This window comes from Pseudonocardia sp. 73-21 (assembly GCF_001899645.1).
GTDB lineage: Bacteria > Actinomycetota > Actinomycetes > Mycobacteriales > Pseudonocardiaceae > Pseudonocardia.
Map to the genome: position 1 here is coordinate 57,607 of NZ_MKVV01000081.1, position 21,831 is coordinate 79,437.

General features: G+C 72.8%; 18 protein-coding genes. 12 read left to right on the top strand and 6 right to left on the bottom strand.

Features of this window, described 5'->3' with window-relative positions; all coding sequences use genetic code 11:
* Positions 1-172: 172 nt before the first annotated feature.
* The 5 genes from BGP03_RS36075 (at position 173) to BGP03_RS25650 (ending at position 4,877) form a co-directional block, all read left to right on the top strand.
* Entirely contained in the window at positions 173-493 is a 321-nt protein-coding gene (locus tag BGP03_RS36075) for an antitoxin (RefSeq protein ID WP_363094485.1), read from the top strand.
* Positions 494-656: 163 nt separating this feature from the next.
* Positions 657-1,844 (top strand): pyruvate dehydrogenase (acetyl-transferring) E1 component subunit alpha, encoded by a 1,188-nt coding sequence (gene pdhA / locus BGP03_RS25635; protein ID WP_298799408.1) that lies wholly within the window; start codon positions 657-659, stop codon positions 1,842-1,844.
* 1 nt (position 1,845) lies between these two features.
* The gene (locus BGP03_RS25640) at positions 1,846-2,820 is read left to right on the top strand and encodes an alpha-ketoacid dehydrogenase subunit beta (protein ID WP_296370555.1); all 975 of its coding nucleotides are present in this window, start codon (positions 1,846-1,848) and stop codon (positions 2,818-2,820) included.
* Positions 2,821-2,825: 5 nt separating this feature from the next.
* Positions 2,826-4,346: a dihydrolipoamide acetyltransferase family protein gene (locus BGP03_RS25645; protein WP_296370618.1), complete on the top strand. Its 1,521-nt coding sequence runs from the start codon at positions 2,826-2,828 to the stop codon at positions 4,344-4,346.
* 54 nt (positions 4,347-4,400) lie between these two features.
* Positions 4,401-4,877 carry an FxsA family protein gene (locus BGP03_RS25650; protein WP_296370554.1) on the top strand — a complete coding sequence of 159 codons (477 nt, stop codon included), beginning with the start codon at positions 4,401-4,403 and terminating at the stop codon, positions 4,875-4,877.
* Here the strand turns inward: BGP03_RS25650 and BGP03_RS25655 are convergent.
* On the bottom strand, positions 4,829-5,206 hold the full coding sequence (locus BGP03_RS25655; protein WP_296370553.1) for a hypothetical protein: 378 nt from the start codon (positions 5,204-5,206) through the stop codon (positions 4,829-4,831). The genes BGP03_RS25650 and BGP03_RS25655 overlap by 49 nt on opposite strands.
* A gap of 256 nt (positions 5,207-5,462) precedes the next feature.
* Between BGP03_RS25655 and BGP03_RS25660 the strand changes: the two genes are divergently transcribed.
* The 5 genes from BGP03_RS25660 (at position 5,463) to BGP03_RS25680 (ending at position 10,942) form a co-directional block, all read left to right on the top strand.
* A complete protein-coding gene (locus tag BGP03_RS25660; protein ID WP_298799407.1) occupies positions 5,463-6,290 on the top strand; it encodes a DUF1206 domain-containing protein in 828 nt (275 codons plus the stop codon).
* A gap of 120 nt (positions 6,291-6,410) precedes the next feature.
* The gene (locus BGP03_RS25665; protein WP_296370551.1) at positions 6,411-7,601 is read left to right on the top strand and encodes an ATP-binding protein; all 1,191 of its coding nucleotides are present in this window, start codon (positions 6,411-6,413) and stop codon (positions 7,599-7,601) included.
* 194 nt (positions 7,602-7,795) lie between these two features.
* Positions 7,796-8,113 carry a co-chaperone GroES gene (locus BGP03_RS25670; RefSeq protein WP_298799406.1) on the top strand — a complete coding sequence of 106 codons (318 nt, stop codon included), beginning with the start codon at positions 7,796-7,798 and terminating at the stop codon, positions 8,111-8,113.
* Positions 8,114-8,161: 48 nt separating this feature from the next.
* A complete protein-coding gene (locus BGP03_RS25675) occupies positions 8,162-10,444 on the top strand; it encodes a VanW family protein (RefSeq protein ID WP_298799405.1) in 2,283 nt (760 codons plus the stop codon).
* Positions 10,445-10,516: 72 nt separating this feature from the next.
* The gene (locus tag BGP03_RS25680; protein ID WP_296370548.1) at positions 10,517-10,942 is read left to right on the top strand and encodes a CBS domain-containing protein; all 426 of its coding nucleotides are present in this window, start codon (positions 10,517-10,519) and stop codon (positions 10,940-10,942) included.
* Between the two features lie 81 nt (positions 10,943-11,023).
* Here BGP03_RS25680 and BGP03_RS25685 read toward each other — a convergent pair whose 3' ends face one another.
* Positions 11,024-12,856, bottom strand: a complete 1,833-nt coding sequence (locus BGP03_RS25685) for an acyl-CoA dehydrogenase (protein WP_298799404.1) — start codon at positions 12,854-12,856, stop codon at positions 11,024-11,026.
* A gap of 185 nt (positions 12,857-13,041) precedes the next feature.
* Here BGP03_RS25685 and BGP03_RS25690 point away from each other — a divergent pair, with 185 nt between their 5' ends.
* Positions 13,042-14,085, top strand: a complete 1,044-nt coding sequence (locus BGP03_RS25690) for an N-acetylmuramoyl-L-alanine amidase (protein ID WP_296370546.1) — start codon at positions 13,042-13,044, stop codon at positions 14,083-14,085.
* Between the two features lie 159 nt (positions 14,086-14,244).
* Positions 14,245-16,854, top strand: a complete 2,610-nt coding sequence (locus tag BGP03_RS25695; protein ID WP_298799403.1) for a helix-turn-helix transcriptional regulator — start codon at positions 14,245-14,247, stop codon at positions 16,852-16,854.
* A 131-nt stretch (positions 16,855-16,985) separates the two neighbouring features.
* On the opposite strand, the gene BGP03_RS25700 is transcribed toward BGP03_RS25695, so the two are convergent.
* The 4 genes from BGP03_RS25700 to BGP03_RS25715 all read right to left on the bottom strand — a co-directional run bounded on the left by BGP03_RS25700 (position 16,986) and on the right by BGP03_RS25715 (position 21,732).
* A complete protein-coding gene (locus BGP03_RS25700) occupies positions 16,986-17,360 on the bottom strand; it encodes a hypothetical protein (protein WP_298799402.1) in 375 nt (124 codons plus the stop codon).
* 26 nt (positions 17,361-17,386) lie between these two features.
* Positions 17,387-18,856: a dynamin family protein gene (locus BGP03_RS25705; protein ID WP_296370543.1), complete on the bottom strand. Its 1,470-nt coding sequence runs from the start codon at positions 18,854-18,856 to the stop codon at positions 17,387-17,389.
* A complete protein-coding gene (locus tag BGP03_RS25710; protein WP_298799401.1) occupies positions 18,853-20,700 on the bottom strand; it encodes a dynamin family protein in 1,848 nt (615 codons plus the stop codon). The genes BGP03_RS25705 and BGP03_RS25710 overlap by 4 nt, the downstream gene beginning before the upstream one ends.
* 123 nt (positions 20,701-20,823) lie before the next feature.
* Positions 20,824-21,732 carry an IniB N-terminal domain-containing protein gene (locus tag BGP03_RS25715; protein ID WP_296370541.1) on the bottom strand — a complete coding sequence of 303 codons (909 nt, stop codon included), beginning with the start codon at positions 21,730-21,732 and terminating at the stop codon, positions 20,824-20,826.
* Positions 21,733-21,831: the final 99 nt, after the last annotated feature.

Here is a 21,831-nt window from a genome sequence, read left to right on the forward strand (position 1 = left end):
CCACCAAGTCCGTTGCGTGACACCTGATCGGCGGTCACCGTTGCATGACGTCACCCTCCGTGAGTTCTCGGAAGGTTCGTGTGACAACGGTGGCGGGAGTGGGTACTCCAGGGAACTCCGGGTCGACACCCACGCGTTGAACCGGTGAACACACCCACGACGGAGGACCGCAATGCCCCTGTTCAAGAAGCTGGCCACCCTCGCGACCGCGGCCGAGGCCGCCCGCAGGTACGCCAAGAAGAACCCGGACAAGGCGGCCAAGTACCTCGACCAGGCCGCCCAGTTCGTCGACAAGCAGACGAAGGGCAAGTACTCGGGGCAGATCAGCGGGGTGGCGAAGAAGGCCAAGTCCGCCGCCGGCATCCGCGAGACGCCGGGCTTCGGCAGCGCCACCGGCAACGGCTTCCACCCGGACGCCGCGTCCGAGCTCGGTGGGGCGCCGGTCTACGGTCAGCCCACGCCGCGCAAGCCCTCGCCCGGCCCGGCGCACTGATCCCCCTCCGGCCCGCTTCCCCCGGGAGGCGGGCCGGAGCTGTGTCCGGACGGGTTCCGGCGTGCCAGGATGCGGGTGAGACGCCCCCACCCGGGCGTCGCCCACGCAGTCGCCCGCCCCGGCCACGAACCGGCGCGGGAACGCCGAGCACGAGGAGGCACCAGTGTCCGTCCCACAGTCCTGGACACCCGTCACGTCGGCGGATACCGCCGTACCCACCCACGACCAGGTCGTCGCCGGGCTGAAGGCCACCGACGAGGGCGGTGCCGACCTCGTCCAGCTGCTCACGCCGGAGGGCGAGCGCGTCACCGATCCCCGGTTCGACCGCTACGCCGCCGACATCGACCTGGACACCCTGAAGAACCTCTACCGCGACATGGTGCTGGTGCGCCGGTTCGACCGCGAGGGCAACGCGCTGCAACGCCAGGGCCAGCTGGGCATCTGGGTGCCGCTGCTCGGCCAGGAGGCCGCCCAGGTCGGCTCCGGCCGCGCGCTCGCGCCCCAGGACATGGCGTTCCCGTCCTACCGCGAGCACGGCGTCGCGTGGACGCGCGGCGTCGACCCCACCGACCTGCTCGGCATCTTCCGCGGCACCGACCACGGCACCTGGGACCCCATCGAGAAGCGGTTCCACCTCTACACGATCGTCATCGGCAACCAGTGCCTCAACGCCACCGGCTACGCGATGGGCCAGAAGTTCGAGGGCAAGGTCGGCGACGGATCCGACGCCGAGGCCACCATCTGCTACTTCGGCGACGGCGCCACCAGCCAGGGCGACGTCCACGAGGGCTTCGTCTGGGCCGCGGTCTACGACGCGCCGGTCGTCTTCTACTGCCAGAACAACCAGTGGGCCATCTCCGAGCCCACCGAGCGCCAGACCCGCGTTCCGCTCTACAAGCGCGCGCAGGGTTACGGCTTCCCGGGCATCCGCGTCGACGGCAACGACGTGCTCGCCTGCCTCGCCGTCACGCGCTGGGCGCTGGAGGAGTGCCGCACCGGCAACGGGCCGGTGCTCGTCGAGGCGTTCACCTACCGGATGGACGCCCACACCACCTCCGACGACCCCACCCGCTACCGCCTCGCCGACGAGCTGGAGCTGTGGAAGCTGAAGGACCCCATCGAGCGGGTGCGCGTCAACCTCGTGCGCGAGCACGGCGTCGAGCAGGGGTTCTTCGACGGCATCCAGGCGGAGGCCGACGAGCTCGCGGCCCGGTTCCGGCAGTTCTGCGTGGACATGCCGCCGCCGGCGCCCGACCGGATGTTCTCGAAGGTCTACGCCGAGCCCTCCCCCACGCTGGAGGCCCAGCGCGAGGCGTTCCTGGCGTACCATGCCTCCTTCGAGGGGGCCTGACATGGCTGTTCTGACGATGGCGAAGGCGATCAACGACGGCCTGCGCGCCGCGATGGAGCGCGACCCCAAGGTCCTGGTCATGGGCGAGGACGTCGGCAAGCTCGGCGGCGTCTTCCGCGTCACCGACGGCCTGCAGAAGGACTTCGGCGAGCAGCGCGTGCTCGACACCCCGCTCGCCGAGAGCGGCATCATCGGCACCGCGGTCGGGCTCGCGATCCGCGGGTTCCGCCCGGTGTGCGAGATCCAGTTCGACGGCTTCGTGTTCCCCGGCTACGACCAGATCGTCTCCCAGCTCGCGAAGCTGCACTTCCGGTCGCAGGGTAAGGTGCCGATGCCGGTGGTCGTGCGCATCCCGTTCGGCGGCGGCATCGGGGCCGTCGAGCACCACAGCGAGTCGCCCGAGGCGCTGTTCGCGCACGTCGCGGGGCTGAAGGTCGTGGCGTGCTCGAACGCCGACGACGCCTACTGGATGATCCAGCAGGCCATCGCGAGCGACGACCCGGTGATCTTCTTCGAGCCCAAGCGGCGCTACTGGGACAAGGCCGAGGTCGACGTCTCGGCCACCCCGCCCCCGCTGCACACCTCCCGGCTCGTCCGGCCCGGCTCCGCGTTGACGCTGGTGGGCTACGGCCCCGTGCTCAAGACGTGCCTGGAGGCCGCCACCGCCGCGGCCGCCGACGGCACCGAGCTCGAGGTGATCGACCTGCGCACGCTCTCCCCGCTCGACCTCGACCCGGTGTTCGACTCGGTGCGCCGCACCGGCCGCCTCGTCGTGGTGGCCGAGGCGCCGTCGGAGGTGTCGGTGGCCGCCGAGGTGGCCGCCCGCGTGCAGGAGCAGTGCTTCCACTCGCTGGAGGCGCCGGTGCTGCGGGTCACGGGCTTCGACACCCCCTACCCGCCGTCGAAGTGCGAGGAGGACTTCCTCCCCGACCTCGACCGGGTGCTGGACGCCGTCGACCGTTCGCTGGGCTGGTGATCGGGATGCTCCGCGAGTTCGCCATGCCCGACGTCGGCGAGGGTCTCACCGAGGCCGAGGTCGTCACGTGGAACGTCAACCCCGGTGACACGGTCACCGTCAACCAGATCATCTGCGAGATCGAGACGGCCAAGGCCGCCGTCGAGCTGCCGTGCCCGTACGCGGGCACGGTGGTGGACCTGCTGGTCAAGACGGGGGAGACCGTGGCCGTCGGCTCCCCCATCATCGCGATCGAGACGGCGGAGGCGGCGCCCGCGCCCGCCCCGGCCGCCCCGGTCGACGACGAGAAGGGCGCCAAGATCGGCGAGGCGGGCAAGGACGGCCGCATCGCCACGCTGGTCGGCTACGGTCCGCGCCCCGGCTCGGTCACGCGTCGCCCCCGCCGGGGCGCGGCGGCGCCCGCAGCCGGGGATCAGGCGTCGGGGACCGCGGACCGCGCCCCGTCCGGCTCCGCGTCCCCGGGCGGTGATCACGGGCAGATGGCGCCCGCCGCCGTCGCGCCGGATGGTGATCGTCGTTCGGGGACCGTCGACCGTGCCTCCCACGATTCCGCGTCCCCATCCGTCGATCATGACCGGGTCGGCGCCGCCGCACCGGGCGGTGACCAGCGTTCCGGGACCGCGAGCCGTCCCCCGTCCGGTCCCGCGTCCCCGAACGGTGATCACGGGCTCGTGCCGCTGGCCAAGCCGCCCGTGCGCAAGCTCGCCCGCGATCTCGGTGTCGACCTGCGCACCGTCGTCCCGTCCGGCGCCGGCGGCGTGATCACCCGCGAGGACGTGCACGCCCACGTGGCCGCACCCGAGCCCGTCGCCGCCCCGGTGGCGTCCGGTGGGGTCCGGCGCGAGCCGATCCGCGGCGTCCGCAAGGCCACTGCCGCGGCCGTGGTGAGCAGCGCGTTCACCGCGCCGCACGTCACCGAGTTCCTCGCCGTCGACATCACCGCCACGATGGATCTCCGGGAACGGCTGCGCGCCACCCGCGAGTACAGCGACGTGAAGCTGACGCCGCTCGCGTTCGTCGCCAAGGCGGTGTGCCTGGCCGCCCGGCGCACGCCCGAGGTCAACGCGCACTGGGACGAGGCGGCGGGCGAGATCGTCTACTACGACCGCGTCCAGCTCGGGATCGCCGCGGCCACCCCGCGCGGGCTGATCGTGCCGAAGGTGCGCGACGCCGACACGCTCACCCTGCGCGAGCTCGCCGGCGCGCTCGGCGGACTCACGGCCACGGCGCGCTCGGGGAAGACTCCCCCGGCCGACCTCATGGGCGGCACGTTCACCATCACCAACGTCGGGGTGTTCGGGGTGGACACCGGCACGCCGATCATCAACCCGGGCGAGGCGGCGATCCTGGCCGTCGGGGCGATCAAGCCGACCCCGTGGGTGGTGGACGGCGAGCTGGCCGTGCGCACCGTCTGCCAGCTCGCGCTGTCGTTCGACCACCGCCTCGTCGACGGCGAGCAGGGCTCGCGTTTCCTGGCCGACGTCGGCGCGCTGCTGACCGATCCGGGACTCGCTCTCACCTGGTGACCGACCCGTTACCCGATTCGGGAGCACGAACGGCATCTCGTTCGTTAGACGGGCATGCCGTTCGTGCTCCTGTACCTCGTGGTCGAGATCGTCGCGCTCGTCGCCCTGGGTTCGGCGATCGGGCTCGGGTGGACGCTGCTCGTGCTCCTCGCGAGCTCGGTCGTGGGTCTGTGGCTCGCGCGCCGCGAGGGCGTGCGCGCCGCGCAGGCCCTCGCCCGGGCCGTCACGAACCGCCAGTGGGCGCACTCGGAGCTCACCGACGGGCTGCTGGTGGCCGGTGCGGGCGTGCTGTTGTTCGTCCCGGGCCTGGTCACCGACCTGGCGGGGCTCCTGCTGCTCGTCCCGCCGGTGCGGGCGGTGGTGCGCAAGCGCCTGGTGCGGGCGGCGGAGGAGCGGTCACCGGGTCTGCGCACGGCGCGGATCCGCACCGGCAGCACCATCCTGGACGGAGACGTCGTCACCACCCCGCAGCGCGGCGGTGATCACCCCGTCATCGAGGGGTCGGTCGTGTCCGGGCCCGACGCCCGCTGAGGGCGCCCGGTCCACTCCGGCTCCACCCGCGACCAGTCGGCGGTCCACCGCAGCCGGTCCGTCGTCGCGAGGTACCGGTTGCCGCACGCCACCGCGATGCCCAGCAGCGCCCAGCAGAGCACCAGCACCGACACGGCGACGAGCGTGCCCGTGAGCTGGGGGTCGTGGTCGGTGGCGGGGCGGGTGAGCGTCGCGACCACCCCGACGGCCACGGCCACCACCACGGCGAGCCCGGCCAGGAGCGACTCGGCCAGCCGCAGCACGCGGCGGGCCTGGTCGGTGGGGCGGGCCAGCGCCGACGCCGACGCGCGTCGATCCCGGAATGTCACGTCGGAGGACTCGCGCCTACGCCGAATACGTTACAGATTGCGACGAACAGGGTAAGAAGATCGCTCTAGGTGATCAGAATCCCACTCGTCGTACATCGGGCGGTGAACGGCACGGGCTCCGGTCGTCACGACCTCCGGTGAATCGGGGTCCCAGGCCATGCCGCGGCCAAGCACGATCGGGCTCTCTACCGGAATCTACTTCTCCTTCGAGAGAGCCGAAGAGAGCGCGATGTGCGGGCCAGGGTTAGCTCTGCGGGTGACCACGCCGATGCGCCTGCTCCGCCGCCTTGTGCGGGAGGGGCCGTCGGACGCGCCCGGACCGCTGGTCGACGCCCTGGGCCGGGTCGGGCTCGTGGGCTACGGGCTGGTCCACCTGCTCGTGGCCTGGCTCGCCCTGCAGATCGCCCGCGGGCACCAGGCCGCGCCGGCCGACACCGACGGCGCGGTCGGTGCGATCGGCCGGTCCCCCGGTGGGGTCGTCGTCCTCGTCATCGTCGCGATCGGCCTCGTCGCGTTCGCCCTGTGGCAGCTCACCGCCGCGGCCATCGGCTTCCGCTGGGTCTCCGGCGGGGAACGGTTCCGCAAGCGGTTCGGCGCGGTGTCGAAGTCGATCGCGGTGATCGCGATGGCCGTCATCGTGATCGACTACCTCACCGGTCAGGTCGGTGGCGTCACCGTCGATACGCTGGCCGCCGCCGTCCTCGCCGCACCGGCCGGTCGGATCCTGCTGGACCTGGCCGCGGTGATCATCCTGGTGATCGCCGGCGGGATGGTCTACACGGGCGTGCGCCGGACGTTCATGGGCGATCTCGACGTGCGGCGCCTCCCCCGTGCGACGCGGCGGGCGATCGAGGTGGTCGGGGCGGTGGGCACCCTCGCGCGGGCGCTCGCCCTGGCCGTGGTGGGACTGCTCGCCGGCACCGCCGCGTTCATGGCCGACCCGGCCCGCGCCGGCGGTCTCGACGCCGCGCTGCGGGCGCTGGGCTCCACCGCGCTCGGCACGTCGTTGCTGGTGGTGGTGGCCGTCGGGTTCGGTGCATACGGGGTGTACTGCGTCGTGGACGCGGGTACGCGGCGGGCTTGATCGGGCTCTCTACGGCTCTCTAGCGTCCGCTTGAGGCAGGCACATACTGTCCGACACGCCCACCAGCTCTTCCTAGCCGCTTCTACGGTTCCGGCAAGAAACGCCGATACCGTCCGATGCGTGGACCCCGTGCGCAATCCCTTCGCCCCCGGCGCAGGCCAGCGACCCCCCGAGCTCGCCGGCCGCGACAAGGAGGTCGACGCGTTCGAGATCGTGCTGGAACGGGTCGCGCGGGGCCGCCCCGAGCGCAGCCTGGTGCTCACCGGCCTGCGCGGCGTCGGCAAGACCGTGCTGCTCGGCGAGCTCCGGTCCATGGCCATGCACGCGGGCTGGGGTGCGGGCAAGATCGAGGCCCGGCCGGACGCCGACCTGCGCCGGCCCCTCTCGGCCGCTCTGCACCGCGCCATCCGCGACCTCGCCGTGCGCCACGACTCCCCCGACCGCGTCGACGAGGTGCTCGGCGTACTCAAGGCGTTCGCGCTGCGCTCCTCGCCCGAGGGGGCCAAGCTCCGCGACCGCTGGCAGCCCGGCATCGACGTGCCCGTGCGCAACGGCCGGGCCGACTCCGGCGACATCGAGATCGACCTCGTCGAGCTGTTCACCGAGGTCGCGAGCCTGGCCGCCGACATCGGCAGCGGCGTCGCGATCCTCATCGACGAGATGCAGGACCTGCGGCCCGACGACGTCTCCGCGCTGTGCGCCGCGTGCCACGAGCTGTCGCAGTCCCGCTCGCCGCTGGTGGTGGTGGGGGCCGGCCTGCCGCACCTGCCCGCGGTGCTCTCGGCGTCGAAGTCCTACAGCGAGCGGCTGTTCACCTACGTCCGCATCGGGCAGCTCGACCGGGCCGACGCCGACTTCGCGCTGCTGGCCCCCGCCGAGCGGGAGGACGCGGCCTTCGACACCGACGCCCTCGACGCGCTCTACGACGCCTCGGGGGGCTACCCGTACTTCGTCCAGGCGTACGGCAAGGCGGCCTGGGACGCCGCGGTGCGCAGCCCCATCACGGCGGCGGACGTGAAGATGGCGGCCCCGGAGGCGGAGGCGGAGCTGGCCGTGGGCTTCTTCGGATCCCGGTTCGAGCGGGCCACCCCCGCCGAGCGGGAGTACCTCCGCGCCATGGCCGAGTTGACCGACGGCCGGGACGAGCCGGTGGGTACCTCCGGGATCGCCGAGCACCTGGCGCGCCGGGCGTCGTCGCTCTCGCCCGCCCGGGACAGCCTCATGAAGAAAGGGCTCGTGTTCTCGGCCCAGCGCGGCCAGATCGCGTTCACCGTGCCCCATTTCGGGCGGTACCTGCTCGCCCAGGCGTGACACTGTTACGCCGATCGAGTGAATCGACGAGATCATCAGTTGAGAGGTAACACATCGGTCCGCCCGACCGATTCCCAGTACAGCCCCGCGGTGCTGTCGGACCCCCGACCTGCCAGCACCGCGGGGTTTCTTCGTGTCCGGGCCCGTTTCGGGTCGGTCGGAGGGCGAAATGCGAAGTCCGTAGCATCAACGCCGTGCAGGACCCCAGGCTCGAGATCCAGATGCTGCACGACCGCCTGATGGTGAAGGCCGACGGCAACGGCGAGCGGCGCAGCGGGGCGGGGATCGTCATCCCGGCCACCGCGGAGGTCGCCAGGCGTCTGGTGTGGGGAGAGGTGTTCGGCGTGGGCAACCACGTCCGCACGGTGAAGGTCGGCGACCGCGTGCTGTTCGCTCGGGACGAGCAGTACGAGGTCGACGTGCAGGGGGTCACCTACCTCGTCCTGCGGGAGCGTGAGCTGCACGCCGTCGCCACCGAGCGCACCGAACACGGAACCGGCCTGTACCTGTGAGTGCCGGCCCTGCGGGGTCGTCCGAGATGGTTGAGGGGAACGGACTTCATGCCCGACCGGCAGACCTCGTCCGGCGAGGTCACAACGCGCGACGCCGACGACGAGCAGTTCGGCGGCACCACCGGGGCGCAGGGCGTTCCGGTGGACGGTGACACGGTCACGGCCCCGTCGGTCGCGGACCAGGTGGCCGACCAGGTGCAGGCCGAGCCCGATGCGGCCGAGCCCGCTCCGGTCGAGCCGGGCGAGGCCCCGGCCGCGGACGCGCCGGTGGCCGACGCCACCGTGCTGACCGAGCAGGTCACCGCGCCCCACGCCGCCTCCCCGGACAGCCCTGCCCCCGAGCCCGCCGGACCGGAGAGTGCTGCACCGGCCGAGCCTGCGCCGGAGGGCGACGGGGTGGAGGGTGCCGCCCCGACCCCCGGCCCGCGGTCCGAGTCGGCCGGGCGTCCGCCGTCCGGGGACGACCCGACCGTCGCCACCCGCCTCACCACCGACGGCCTGGGCAGCTGGTTCGCCTCATCCGACGCGGAGTCCACGCAGGTCATCCCCCGTGACGTCCGCCCGGCACCCGGCATCGACGCACCCACCGAGCAGATGCAGCTTCCCGCCTCCCCGTGTCCGGCCTCCCCGCCGCCGGTCGACGGCCCGGCCGAGACCTCCGGTTCGGGTCGCGGCCGCAAGCGGCTGCTGATCGGGGCCGGCGCGGTGGCGCTGGTCGGGCTGCTCTACGGCGGCGACCTGCTGCTGAGCTCCGGCTCGGTGCCCCGTGGCACCACGGTCGCGGGCGTGCCGGTGGGCGGGCTCTCCCTCGCCGACGCCGAGCAGACGCTGCGCACGCAGATCGAGCCGCGCACCACGCAGACGGTGCCCGTCACCGCGGGCGAGGCCCGCAACGACCTCGACCCGCGCGCCGCCGGGCTCACCGTCGACTGGGCCGGCACGCTGGACCGCGCGGGTTCCCAGCCGCTCAACCCGATCACGCGGATCACGTCGTTCTTCACCTCCCGTGAGGTGGGCGTGGCCACGAGCACCGACCGCACCGCGCTCGACACCGCGCTGGCCCAGCTCGCGCCCGCCGTCGACAAGGTGCCGGTCGAGGGCACGGTCCGCTTCGACGGCGTCACCCCGGTGGCCGTCGACCCGGTGCCCGGCCAGAAGCTCGACGCCCCCGCGGCCGCCGCGGTGCTCGAGCGCGACTGGGCGAGCGGCTCCCCCGTCACGCTCCCGGTCACCACGCTCCCGGCCGTCACCACGCCGGACCAGGTCGCCACGGCCATCCAGAAGGTGGCCACACCGGCCGTCTCGGCGCCTGTCGCGGTCCTCGGGGAGAACGGCACGAAGGGCACGCTCGAGCCCGAGGTCATCGCGAAGTCGCTGTCGTTCCGCGCCGACCCCACCGGGCTGGTCCCGCAGATCAACCGGGACGCCGTCACCGCCGCGCTGAAGCCGCAGCTCGCGGCGTCGGAGAAGCCCGGGCGCGACGCCGCGCTGGACTTCTCCTCCGGCACCGCGGTGGTCGTCCCGTCGCAGGACGGACGGGGCATCGACTACCCGGCCACGCTCAAGGACCTGCTGCCCGTGCTCACCGGCAGCGGTGAGCGCTCGATCACGGCCGTCTACGCCGACCAGCCGGCCAAGCTCACCACCGAGCAGCTCGGCGCGCTGGGCATCAGCGGCGTGATCGGTGAGTTCCAGACGGGCGGTTTCGCCTCCGACTCGGGCCAGAACATCAAGCGCGCGGCCGAGCAGATCAACGGCAAGATCGTGCAGCCCGGCGAGACGTTCAGCCTCAACGCCGTCACCAACCCCCGTGACGCGGCCCACGGCTACGTGGAGGCCGGCATCATCGAGAACGGCCACTCCGCCCGCGGCATCGGCGGCGGCGTCTCGCAGGTGGCCACCACGCTCTACAACGCGGCCTACTTCGCGGGCATGACGAACGTCGAGCACAAGGAGCACAGCTTCTACATCAGCCGGTACCCGGCCGGGCGCGAGGCGACGGTGTTCGACGACGTCATCGACCTGAAGTTCCGCAACGACAACCCGACCGCCGTGATGATCCAGACCGGGTGGACGCCGTCGTCGCTCAACGTGAAGATCTTCGGCACCAAGGTCTGGGACGTCACCTCGACGTCGGGTCCGCGCACCAACCCGACGTCGCCGAAGCGGATCACGCTTCCCGCGGGTGACGGGTGCAAGCCCAGCCAGGGTGCGCCCGGGTTCACGATCACCAACACCCGCACGCTCAAGAACGTGAAGACCGGCCAGGTGCGCGTCGACCCGACCCGGACGGTCCGGTACAACCCGTCACCGATCGTCACCTGCACCTGATCGGGGGTTACGTAACCCAGGTCACGTTCGTACCCTCGGTCCCATCAACGGCGATGGGATCGGGGTTTCGTCATGCGGATCGCGGACGTACTACGAGGCAAGGGCACAGCGGTGGCCACGGTGGGTCCCACGGCCACCGTCGCGGAGCTGATCGCCACGCTGAGCAGCTACAACGTCGGCGCGATGCCCGTGGTCGACGGCGGCAGGCTCGTCGGCATCGTGTCCGAGCGCGACGTGGTGCGGCGCCTGCACGCCGGCGGGGCGGCCCTGCTCGACGGCCGGGTCGCCGACATCATGACCTCCGACGTCACCACCTGCGCCCCCGGTGACGCGGTGACCGACCTGGCCCGCGTCATGACGGCGGGCCGCTTCCGCCACCTCCCTGTCGTCGAGGACGGGGAGCTGGTCGGCATCGTCAGCATCGGCGACCTGGTGAAGGCGCGCATCGACCTGCTGGAGAGCGAACGCGAACAGCTCCAGAGCTACATCGCGAGCTGAGCACCCCGGTTTGCAGGCGATTCTGCGTCCTTGCGTGCCCGATCTCGCGCGCGAACGCACAAAATCGCCTGCAGACCCGGCTCAGAAGCTGGCCTCGGCCAGGTCCATCAGCGCGTTGTCCGTGTTCTCCACGATGGTCCGGTGCGCCGTCAGGAGGGGAAGGGCGGTCTTGGCGAAGAAGCGGGCGACCCCGACCTTGCCCTCGTAGAACGCCTTGTCCTTCGCCGAGACCTCGCCGCCGAGCGCGGTGAGCGCCACGTCGGCCTGGCGCAGCAGCAGCCAGCCGATGAGCAGGTCGCCCACGGCCATCAGGAACCGGACGCTGTGCTGCCCGACCTTGTAGATGGAGGACACGTCCTCCTGCGAGGCGAACAGGTAGCCCGTGAGCGAGCCGAGCATGCCCTGGACGTCGGCCAGCGCCGTGGCCAGGAGGGCGCGCTCCTCCTTCAGGCGGCCGTTGCCCGACTCCGCGTCCAGGAACGCCTGCACCTCGCCGGCCACGTGCAGCAGCGCCTGGCCGTTGTCGCGGACGATCTTGCGGAACAGGAAGTCCAGCGACTGGATCGCCGTGGTGCCCTCGTACAGCGAGTCGATCTTGGAGTCGCGGATGTACTGCTCGATCGGGTAGTCCTGCAGGTAGCCCGAGCCGCCGAGCACCTGGAGGCTCTGCAGCAGCTGCTCCGACGCCCGCTCCGACCCGACGCCCTTGACGATCGGCAGCAACAGGTCGTTGACGGCGACGGCGAGCTTGTCCTCGGTGCCGGAGGCCTCGGCGATGCGCACCTTGTCCTGGAACGTGGCCGTGTAGGTGTACACGGCGCGCAGGCCCTCGGCGTAGGCCTTGTTGGTCATGAGCAGGCGGCGCACGTCGGGGTGGTGGGTGATGGTGACGCGCGGGGCGGTCTTGTCGGTCATCTTCGGCAGGTCGGCGCCCTGGACGCGCTCCTTGGCGTAGTCCAGTGCGGCGAGGTAGCCGGCCGACAGCGTGCCGATGGCCTTCGTGCCGACCATCATCCGGGCGTACTCGATCACCTGGAACATCTGCGCGATGCCGTCGTGCACGTCGCCGAGCAGCCAGCCGACCGCGGGGACGTCGGTGGCGCCGAACGTCAGCTCGCAGGTGGTGGAGGCCTTGAGGCCCATCTTGTGCTCGACTCCTGTGACGTAGGCGCCGTTGCGCGCGCCCGGCTCCCCGGTCTGCGGGTCGAAGTGGAACTTCGGCACTAGGAACAGCGAGAGGCCCTTGGTGCCCGGCTTCGCGCCCTCGGGGCGGGCCAGCACGAGGTGCATGATGTTCTCGCTGATGTCCTGCTCGGCCGAGGTGATGAAGCGCTTCACGCCCTCGATGTGCCAGGTGCCGTCGTCCTGCGCCGTGGCCTTGGTGCGGCCCGCGCCCACGTCGGAGCCGGCGTCGGGCTCGGTGAGCACCATCGTGGCGCCCCAGGCCCGGTCGATCATCAGCTCGGCCCAGTGCTTCTGCTCGTCGTTGCCGTTGGCGTGCACGACGGCGGCGAAGTTGGGGCCCGCCATGTACATGAACGCGGCCGGGTTCGAGCCGAGGATGAGCTCCGCGGCGGCCCACTGGACCGACGGCGGGATGCCGTAGCCGCCCAGCTCCACGGGCAGGCCCAGCCGCCACCACTCGCCGTCCCAGAGCACCTTGTAGGCGTCCTTGAGCGACTGCGGCAGCGTCACGGAGTGGGTGGCCGGGTCGAACACGGGCGGGTTGCGGTCGGCGTCGGTGAAGGACTCGGCCAGCGGCCCGGTGGCGACGCTGTTGAGCTCCTTGAGCGTGTCGCGCGCCGTCTGCACGTCGACCCCGTCGAACGGGGCGGTGCCGAGCTGGTCCTGGACGCGGAAGACCTCGAACAGGTTGAACTCGAGATCACGCAGATTGCTCCTGAAGTGGCCCATGGCCGCCCTCACTCCTCCGTCTTGTACCCGCCGGTAACCCCACCATATTACTGACGGGTAACCAGAGCAACCCGGTTGGGGATGACACGTTCGGGTCGGGCCGTTGTGCACGCTGCGTCCGGGGCCCATGGTTCTCCTGTGCACGGATGAGGCCGGTGAGGTTCCGATCGGGGGAGGTGTCACCCATGGTCAGTCGTCGTCAGCTGCTGGTCGGTGGGTTGCTGGTGGGAGCGGGCGGCCTGCTCGGCACCGGCACCGCCTGGGCCGACGGCGGGCCGCCGATCGTCGACTGCGCGGGCTGGGGGGCGCGGCCCAACAGCGCGGTCGTGCCGATCTGGAACCAGCGGCCCGTCAAGATCCTCGTGCACCACATGGCCAGCGCGAACCAGGCCGACGTCAGCCGGGCCGCGGCCTACGCGGTGGCCCGCAGCGTCCAGAACTTCCACATGGACGTGCGCGGCTGGCTCGACTCCGGCCAGCACTTCAGCATCAGCCGCGGCGGGATCCTCATGGAGGGCCGCCACCGGAGCCTCGAGGTCCTGCGCATCGGCAAGCGCCAGGTGGAGGGGGCGCACTGCACCGGGCAGAACATCGTGGCGATCGGCATCGAGAACGAGGGCACCTACTCCACCGTCGACCCGCCGGCGGCGCTGTGGAACACGCTGCGCGCCACGTGCGCCTACGTGTGCCGGCAGTACGGCATCAACCCCACCGAGATCTACGGCCACCGCGACTTCAAGAACACCGCCTGCCCCGGCGACCACCTCTACGGCATGCTGCCGCGGTTGCGCACCGAGGTCGGCGGGCTGATGGGACGACGGGTCGACCGCGTCGTCGCGCGGAAGGCGTCCTGGCCGCTGTTGCGGGAGGGCGACCACGGTCCGGAGGTGACCGCGGCGCAGTACCTCCTGCGCGACGCCGGCGTCACGACGGCCGCGCCGGACGGGGACTTCGACGCGGCCACGGACGCCGCGGTGCGCCGCTTCCAGGTCATGACGGGCGCCGAGGACGTCAACGGGCTGCTGGGGGGCGAGTCGTGGCCGCGGCTGGCCCGCACGGTGCGCCGCGGGCAGGGTGGCGACGGGGAGGAGGCCGTCCGGGCGTTGGCGGCCCTACGCGGCACCGAGGCCGTGCCCGACGTGGTGCGGGCCCCCGACTGGCAGCGCCTCCTGGGCACGGGCGGCACCCCGATCCCCCCGTCGTCGGACCCGACAGGCCCACCCCGCTGACCCACCCCGCGAGTCGGCGGTTTCGGGTGCGCGAGTCGGCGGTGTCGCAGGGGCTGTTCGGAGCACTCCGCTACGGCATCGGCGGGTAGGCGTGGCCCTCCGTCGTCGTGAGTACCCTCACTCGTGACCGGAGTCGGCGATGTCGGGGGTGGGCGGTTCGTGAGCACCCGGACACCCTCTGTCGCCGGTCCCGACACGGCGGTGGCCGGGTCCCCGGCCGCCCGCCGCCTGCTGCGCGACGCCGCCTCCTCGCCCGCGGCCGTGCGTCGCGTCGACGTGGTGGGGCCGGGTGGCCACGGCAAGACCACGCTGCTCGACGCCCTGGCCACCGTCCTGAGCGACGGAGGCACGACGGTCCGCCGCGAGCTCCCCGCCGACGGTGAGGCGCTCGGGCCGGCCGAGGCGCTGGTCCTCGACGACGTGCACCTGCTGCCCACCTCGGCCCTGCAGCGGCTCACCGCGCTCGCGACGGGCGACGGCGGGCACCTCGTGGTGGCCCACCGCCCGTGGCCCCGGCCCACCGGGTCGGGTGCGCTCGGTGCTGCGCTGGCGGCCCGGCGGCCCCCGGTGGTGCTCGACGTGCTCGACCGCACGGGCGTCGCGGCGCGGGCGGCGCTGCTGCTCGGCGAGCGCGCCGAGCTCGTTCCCGACGCCGTGCTGGACGTCGTGCACGTCCAGACGAGCGGGATGCCGGCGCTGGTCGACCGGCTGCTGGCCGCCCTCGTCGAGCAGGCCGGGCCCGACCGCACCCGGCCGCTCGACCCGTCCCGCCCGCCCGCGGGGTTGCTCGCCCAGCTCGGTTACGTCGTGCAGGGGCTGCCGGTGGGCGTGCGCGACCTGCTGCGGGCGTGTGCACTGGGGGCGCCGTTGGAACCGGAGGTGCTCCTGCCCCTGTTGGGTCTGAACGACGCTCCCACGCTCGACGAGCTGGTCGAGGCGGCCCGCGCCGAGGGGCTGCTCACCGCCGACGGCCGGGCGGTGCCGCTCGTGTCGGCCGCGGTGCTCGCCCGCACGCCGCCGGCGTCCCGGTTGGAGACGCGGCGCGCCCTGGCCGAGCTGGAGCTCAACCGCGGCGGCAGCGTGCTGGCTGCGGCCCGCGGGCTGCTGGGCACCGGGGCCGGTGGTGCGCGGGTGGCCGCGGTGTTCGTCGCGGCCGGCGAGGAGGCGCTGCGCACCGGTGGCGCCGCGGCCGAGGAGCTCTACGCCGCCGCCGTGCTCGCGGGCAGCCCGCCCCTGGAGCTCGCGGCCCGCCGCGCCGAGGCGGCCCTCGTGCAGGGCGACCTCGATCTCGCACTCACCCAGGCCGACCAGGTCCTCTCCGCCCCCGACGACGCCCCGCCCGGCGACGCGGTGCGCGCCGGTAGCGTCGCCGCCGCCGTCCTGGCGCGGCGCGGCATGCTCGCCCGCAGCGCGGAGCTCTACCGCTGGATGGGGTCGGGTCTGGGTCGCGGCGCCGTGCTCGGGGTGCCGGCGCTGATCGGCACCGGCGCGCTCGACGAGGCCCGCGAGGTGCTCCACCCCACCGCCACGTCCGGGGCCCGTCGGCCGCCGACCCTGCTGGCCGGGGCCGAGGAGCTGATGGCGCAGGGCGTCTACGACTCGGTGGCGGGTTCCCCCACCGCGGCGTTGTCGGAGCTGACGCGGGCGGCGTCGCTGCTGGAGTCCAGCCACCGGGCCGCGCTGCTGCCCGACACCCCCGCCGCGCTGGCTGCGCTCGTCGCCGTGCACTGCGGCGAGCTGGACGTCGCGCAGTCGGTGCTGGAGCGGGCCGTCCGGGTGCATCTGGGTGGGCGCGGGGCGGCCACCCGCCACCGGCTGCTGCTCGGCTGGATCGCGCTGTTCCGCGGGGCCACGCCGGCCGCCCGGTCGGCGTTGTCCGCCGCGTCCCCGCCCGGGAGGGTGCTGGAGCCGCGCGACGAGTTCCTCGCCGCGGCGCTGGAGGTGGCGCTCGCCCGGCGCACCGGTGACCTCGCCGCGCTCATGCCCGCGTGGGGCCGCGCGCGTGAGGCGATCGTGCGGCACCCCGTCGACCTCTTCGTCCTGCAGCAGCTCGGGGAGCTGTCGATCGCGGCCACGCGGCTGCGCGAGTCGAGCTGGGTGCGGCCCCACCTCGACGAGGCCGCCGCGCTGCTGGACCGCCTCGGCAACCCCGCGCTGTGGGCGGCGCCGCTGCACTGGTCGGCGCTGCAGGCTGCGATCCTCGCCGAGTCCCGCGAGGCCGCCGCGCGTCACGCGGCCGCGCTGGAGGCGGGCGCGGGCGCCGGGCGCTACGCCGCGGCGCTGGCCACCGCCGCCCCGCACTGGGTCCGCATGCTCGACGCCGAGGTGGACGCCGATGCGGTGGAGGCGGCGGCCCGCGGCCTGCACGCCGTCGGGCTCGCGTGGGAGGGTGGCAAGCTCGCCGGGCAGGCCGCCATCCGCACCCGCGACCGCAAGGCGATGAGCGCCCTGCTCGGCTGCGCCCGCGCGCTGCAGGCCACCGGCCCCACCGCCCGTCCCGAGCCCGAGACCCCGCCCCAGGGCATGCCGGCGGTCGACCCGGAGCCCGAGTCCGACGACCCCGGTGAGGGCCCGCTCTCGGACCGCGAGCGCGAGGTGGCCGCCCTGGTGCTGGAGGGCATGACCTACAAGCAGATCGGCGAGCAGCTCTTCATCTCGGCTAAGACGGTGGAGCACCACGTCGCCCGGATGCGCCAGCGCCTGGGCTCCGGCAGCCGCGGCGAGCTCTTCGCCCACCTCCGCCAGATCGTCGGCCACACCCACGACTAACCCCGCGAGTCGGGGTTTCCGTGCGTCCGAGACGGGCTCTGAGTGCGATCGGCCGTCGCACTCTGGGCGCGACTCGCTCGCACGCAGACCCCGACTCGCGGGCATGGAGACCCCGACTCGCGGGGTGGGGGTCAGAGTGTGAGTGCGGCCAGGAGGGTCGAGGCCGTCCAGCAGAGGGTGCGGAGGAGGTTGGCCCGGAGGAGGCACCGGAGCGTCCCCGGGTCCTGCGTTGCGCTCAGGAGACCGTGGGCGGGGACGGCGGCGGCGACCGTCAGGACCACTGTCGCCAGGGCCAGGACCGCCAGCGCGACCGACGCCGGCGTGAGGTCCTCGAGGAGCAGCGCCGCCGTCGAGACGCCCTGCACCAGCCACGGCAGCAGGACGACCACGGCGATCGCCGAGCCGTGGCGGCGGTGGTAAGCGGCCCACTCCGCCCCGCCGACCAGCGCGAACGCCGGGTAGACGACGATCTGCACCACCCAGCCGACGCCGGTGAGGACCGCCACCGCCACGAGGTGGACGAGCAGCCAGTTCAGTGCAGGCCCGCCAGCACACCCTCGCAGCTGCGCACGACGAGCCGCGCCACGTCCGACACCGCCCGGCTCGACATCGGGCTCTCCGCCCGCCGCTGCCACCGGGTGACGGCCTCCAGGGCGGCGGCGCGCAGCTGGTCGGGGCCGGCGCCCGGCTCCAGGCCCAGGCGGGCCGCGGCCGAGCCGCCGTCGCCGCCGAGCAGCCGCTCGGCCTCCTCCAGCACCTCCGGCGCCAGCTTCACCACGCCCGAGCGGATCGTCGACAGCAGCCGCAGCTCCGCGAACTCGTGGGCGCCCGCGAGGATGCGCTCCACCTCCTGCGCCAGCGGCGCGGCCGACGGCCGGGGCTCCCGGGTGAGCACGAGGTCCACGGCCAGCAGCGCCGAGCGGGCCTTGAGCAGGTCGCGGCGCTCGGCGAACTGGGTGGAGAGCACCCCGCGCAGCTCGTCGAGGCCGCTGCGGCGCACCAGCTCGGTGGCGATCGTGTTGGGGTCGGTCATGCCCTGGCGGATCAGCGTGGTGGACAACCGCACCCCGAACAGCCCGAACCGCTCCATCAGCCGGGCCCGCGTCTCGGAGTCCGGTGCCGCGAGCTCGGTGCGGGAGAACCGGTCCACCGACAGCAGCATGGAGTCGAGGTCGGGCCGGGGCAGCGCGGCCAGCGCGGTGAGCGCGGTGAACTCGTGCTGGCGCATCGTGCGGCCGGTCTGGGCGAGCAGGCCGGCCACGGCCACCACGGTCTGGCACAGGCCGCGGATCTTGTCGTCGGCCCGGTAGCGCCGCGCGATGCGCCGCGCGGAGTTCAGCGCGTCGAGGCGCCCGACGCCGATCTCGTCGGCGCGCGAGAGCACCGCGATGGTGTTGATCGGGGTGGCCCGGGCGACGCCCTGGTCGTAGAACGACTCCAGGAAGTGCACGTCGGTGGCGTGCAGGTGACGCATCAGGTAGATGACGGCGTCGGCCTGGCTCGGGGAGTCGTCGGGCGCGAGGAAGGCTCCGGCGCGGGCGGAGGTGTCCTTCGACAGCGAGGCGATCCCGGGGGTGTCGATGAGGGTCTGCGTGCGCAGGCTCTGGCTCGGCCAGTCGACCTGGAGCTTGTCCACCTGTTCGACGGGCACGCCCTGCAGGTCGAACGACAGCGCGCCCTGGTTGCGGTGGATCGTCAGCTGCCGGGGGGAGGCGTGGCGCGGGAACATCGTCACCCGGGGCACCTGGGCGTCCTGGTACCAGGTGACGATGCGCGTGCACTCGCCCGCGTCGGTGGGGGCGATCTCCTCGCCGACCAGCGCGTTGAGCAGCGTGGACTTGCCCGCCTTGACCTTCCCGGCGATGGCGACGCGCAGCGGCTCGTCGAAGCGGTCGAGGTTGTGCTGCAGCCAGCCGACGGCCTGGGGGCTGTCGCGGTAGGTGTCGATGGTGCGCCGCAGCAGCACCCGGACGACCGAGCCGAGCTGGGGAGGAGCGGTCACAGGCTCTTGGCCGATCCCGCGGGGACGGCGAGCAGCTGCGACGGCGCCTCGCCCATGAGGGCCCTGGCGCGTTGCGCCACCCCGTCGATGCGGGCCAGCTCGGCCTTGAGGTCGCGGATGCGCGTCTCCCGCTCGGAGGCGGTGGCCTGCACCGCGCTCTGGGCGGCGGCCACCGACCCGGCCAGCGACGTGGAGACCTCCTCGGCGAGCCCGCTGAAGTGGTCGCGCAGATCGCGCTGGGTGCGCCGCAGCATGTCGCGGGAGTCCTTGCCGACCTGGAACGTGACCTCGTCGATGTGCTTGCGCACCGCGACCTTGGCCTCGCTGCGACGCCGGGCGAGCTCGCGCTTCTTCTCGTCGCGCACGGTCTTGGCGCCGAACAGCACACCGGCGCCGATCGAGAACGGGTTGAGCAGCGCGAGGCCGGCGAGCGTGCTGGCCATGCCGATCATCAGCATGCCGCCGTAGCCGCCGCGCATGCCGGTGAGCAGCTTGCCGCCGATGCCCTCGGCCTCGGAGTCGGGCTGTTCCAGGGCGTTGACCTTGCCGGCCATGCTGTCGGACTGGTCGAACCGCAGCTGGGGCAGCGCCACCTCCGCGCCCTCGGCGAAGTGTTCGGCGACCTGGCTCGCGAGGTAGCGGGCCCGCTCCGCGGCCCACACGAAGTTGGCCGACGCCGCCGAGGACACCTGCTGGTGGAACCACTCGGAGAACTGGTCCCAGATGACGGCCGGGTCGCCGTCGTCGAGGAGCTGCTCGGCCTCGCGCTGGATGGTGCGCAGCCGGTCGCGCAGGTCGTAGTCGATGTCGGACTGCAGGTCGCCGACGCCGTCGTTGAGCGTGATCTGCCACCGCGACGAGCGCTGCTTGAGCTCGTCGGCGCGGGACTTGGCCCTGGTCAGCTCCCCGACGAGGGCCTCGATGCGCTCGGGGTTCTCCTGGGCCGACAGCTCGGCCTTCATCCCGGCCGACAGCTGGTCGCACACGGCGAGGACGTCCTGGCCGGTGGAGCGCCGGTCGAGGTCGTCGGCCCGGGCGACGACGCGGTTGAGCAGGAAGTTCACCAGCTCGCGGAAGCCCGACTCGTCCATCAGCTTCTCGTCCTGCGTCTGCGCGGCGTGCAGCCGCAGCATCGACGAGACGGGGAGGATCTCCGAGCGCACGCCGGCGTCGCCGAGGTGCACGCGGTCGAGCTCCATGATCCGGCGCCAGTGCGGGTAGAGGTCGGTCTTGGTGAGCACGCAGGCGACGTTGGGGCAGAGCTTCAGCGCCGCCCCGAGGAACTCCAGCTCGGGGCCGGTGTACTCCTGGGCGGCGTCGGAGACGAGCAGCACGGCGTCGGCGCTGGGCAGGGCCGACATCGTGGCCGCGCCGTGGGCGGAGCCCAGCCCACCGACGCCGGGGGTGTCGACGAGGACGAGCCCGCCGGCGAGCAGCTTGCGGGGCAGCCCGACCTCGGCGTAGGTCAGCAGCGCCCGGTTGCCGGGGTTGCCGGCCTCGGAGACGTACTGCGCGAGCTGGTTGGCCGGCACGGTGGTGCGCTCGGGCGGCGAGCCCTCGCCGCGCTCGCGGACCAGCGTGACCGTGGTGGTCTCGGCGTGCCGGACGATCGTGGGGACGGCCGTGGAGATGTCGTCGTCGACCGGGCAGACCGGGGCGTTGACCAGCGCGTTCACCAGCTGGCTCTTGCCCTGCTTGAACTCCCCCACCACGAGCACCCGCACGTTGGGATCGGCGAGGCGCTTGCGCGTCTGTTCCAGCCGCGCTCCCAGGTCAGGACGCTGGTAGGCGGTGGTCGCCTTCAGCGCGAGATCGACGAGGTCGATCGCTGCCGGTACCCCCACGACGTCTCTGTCTCCCTCACGTCCCACAACGACACCGGCCCCGCCACGCCTCCGGGCTATCCCGAAGATGTGGCGGGGCCGGCAGGTTCCACCGGAAGGCTACTCCGTGCGGAACGGCTGGACTCAGATGTGGAGGTTGGCCACGTCGTGCAGCGAGTTGTCGTTGACGACGCTGTGGTCGCTCTCGTCGTGGACCGTCGTGGTCGTGTCGGTGTGGCTGTTGTCGTTGTTCGAGTCGTGCACGCTCGTGTCCGTCAGCGAGTTGCCCGAGTCGTGGACGCTGTGGTCGCTCGAGTCGTTGAACGAGCCGTGGGTCGAGTTGTCGGTGGAGGTGTTGCCGACGTCGTGCTGCGAGTTGTCGGAGTTGTTCACCGTGGCGCTGCCGCCCGAGGCGAACGCGCCGCCGTCGCCGACGTTGAGGTCGTGCCCCACATCGGTGCTGGTGGCGTTGCCCGAACCGAACGCGGTGGTGTTGTGGTCACCGGTGACGGCCTGGTTGCCGTTGCCGACCACGTTGCCGTCGCCCTTGATGTTGCCGTCGCCGACCTGGTTGTCGTGACCGGTGGTGACGGTGGAGTCGCGGATGTCGCCGCCGGCGGCCACGGCGCCGTCACCGGACGCGACGGTGGAGTGCACGTCGATGTTCTGGTCGAAGTTGCCGCCGTGCGTGTCGATCTGCTGGTTCGTCGAGTTGTCGACGACGGTGGAGCGGCTGTCCACGTAGTTGTTGGTCACGTAGGTGTTGAGGTAGCGCACGGCCGCCTCGTGCTCCGACTCGCCCGGCTGCGGGTGCGGCGCCGGCGGGGCGGGCGGCAGCTGGATGTGGTTGCCGCCGGTGTTGTAGTCGCGGCTGAAGTCGCCCTGCTGGTTGTCCTCGGCGAGCACCAGCGCGTCGTGCAGGTCGGCCGGGGTGACGTTGCCGGCGCCGCACGCGTCGAGGTACGCCTCCGGGTTCTGCTGGAAGGCGGCCAGCTCGGTCGGGTTGCGCAGCAGGTTCAGGATCATGTCGATCAGCGAGGTCGAGGCGGTCATGTCGCACAGCTCCTGGATGTCGTCGGATCGGGCTGCCGGTGTGATCCGGCGTTGAGGAGAAAGTTAGGGCGTTGCGCCGTTCGGGCCATCGGGGATCGT

What these genes read in the sequence shown, in the direction of transcription:
- BGP03_RS25685 (WP_298799404.1), bottom strand. Translation starts at nt 12,856, where the DNA reads ATGGGCCACTTCAGGAGCAATCTGCGTGATCTCGAGTTCAACCTGTTC.
- BGP03_RS25650 (WP_296370554.1), top strand. Translation starts at nt 4,401, where the DNA reads ATGCCGTTCGTGCTCCTGTACCTCGTGGTCGAGATCGTCGCGCTCGTC.
- BGP03_RS25715 (WP_296370541.1), bottom strand. Translation starts at nt 21,732, where the DNA reads ATGACCGCCTCGACCTCGCTGATCGACATGATCCTGAACCTGCTGCGC.
- BGP03_RS25640 (WP_296370555.1), top strand. Translation starts at nt 1,846, where the DNA reads ATGGCTGTTCTGACGATGGCGAAGGCGATCAACGACGGCCTGCGCGCC.
- BGP03_RS25690 (WP_296370546.1), top strand. Translation starts at nt 13,042, where the DNA reads ATGGTCAGTCGTCGTCAGCTGCTGGTCGGTGGGTTGCTGGTGGGAGCG.
- BGP03_RS25675 (WP_298799405.1), top strand. Translation starts at nt 8,162, where the DNA reads ATGCCCGACCGGCAGACCTCGTCCGGCGAGGTCACAACGCGCGACGCC.
- BGP03_RS25680 (WP_296370548.1), top strand. Translation starts at nt 10,517, where the DNA reads ATGCGGATCGCGGACGTACTACGAGGCAAGGGCACAGCGGTGGCCACG.
- BGP03_RS36075 (WP_363094485.1), top strand. Translation starts at nt 173, where the DNA reads ATGCCCCTGTTCAAGAAGCTGGCCACCCTCGCGACCGCGGCCGAGGCC.
- BGP03_RS25645 (WP_296370618.1), top strand. Translation starts at nt 2,826, where the DNA reads ATGCTCCGCGAGTTCGCCATGCCCGACGTCGGCGAGGGTCTCACCGAG.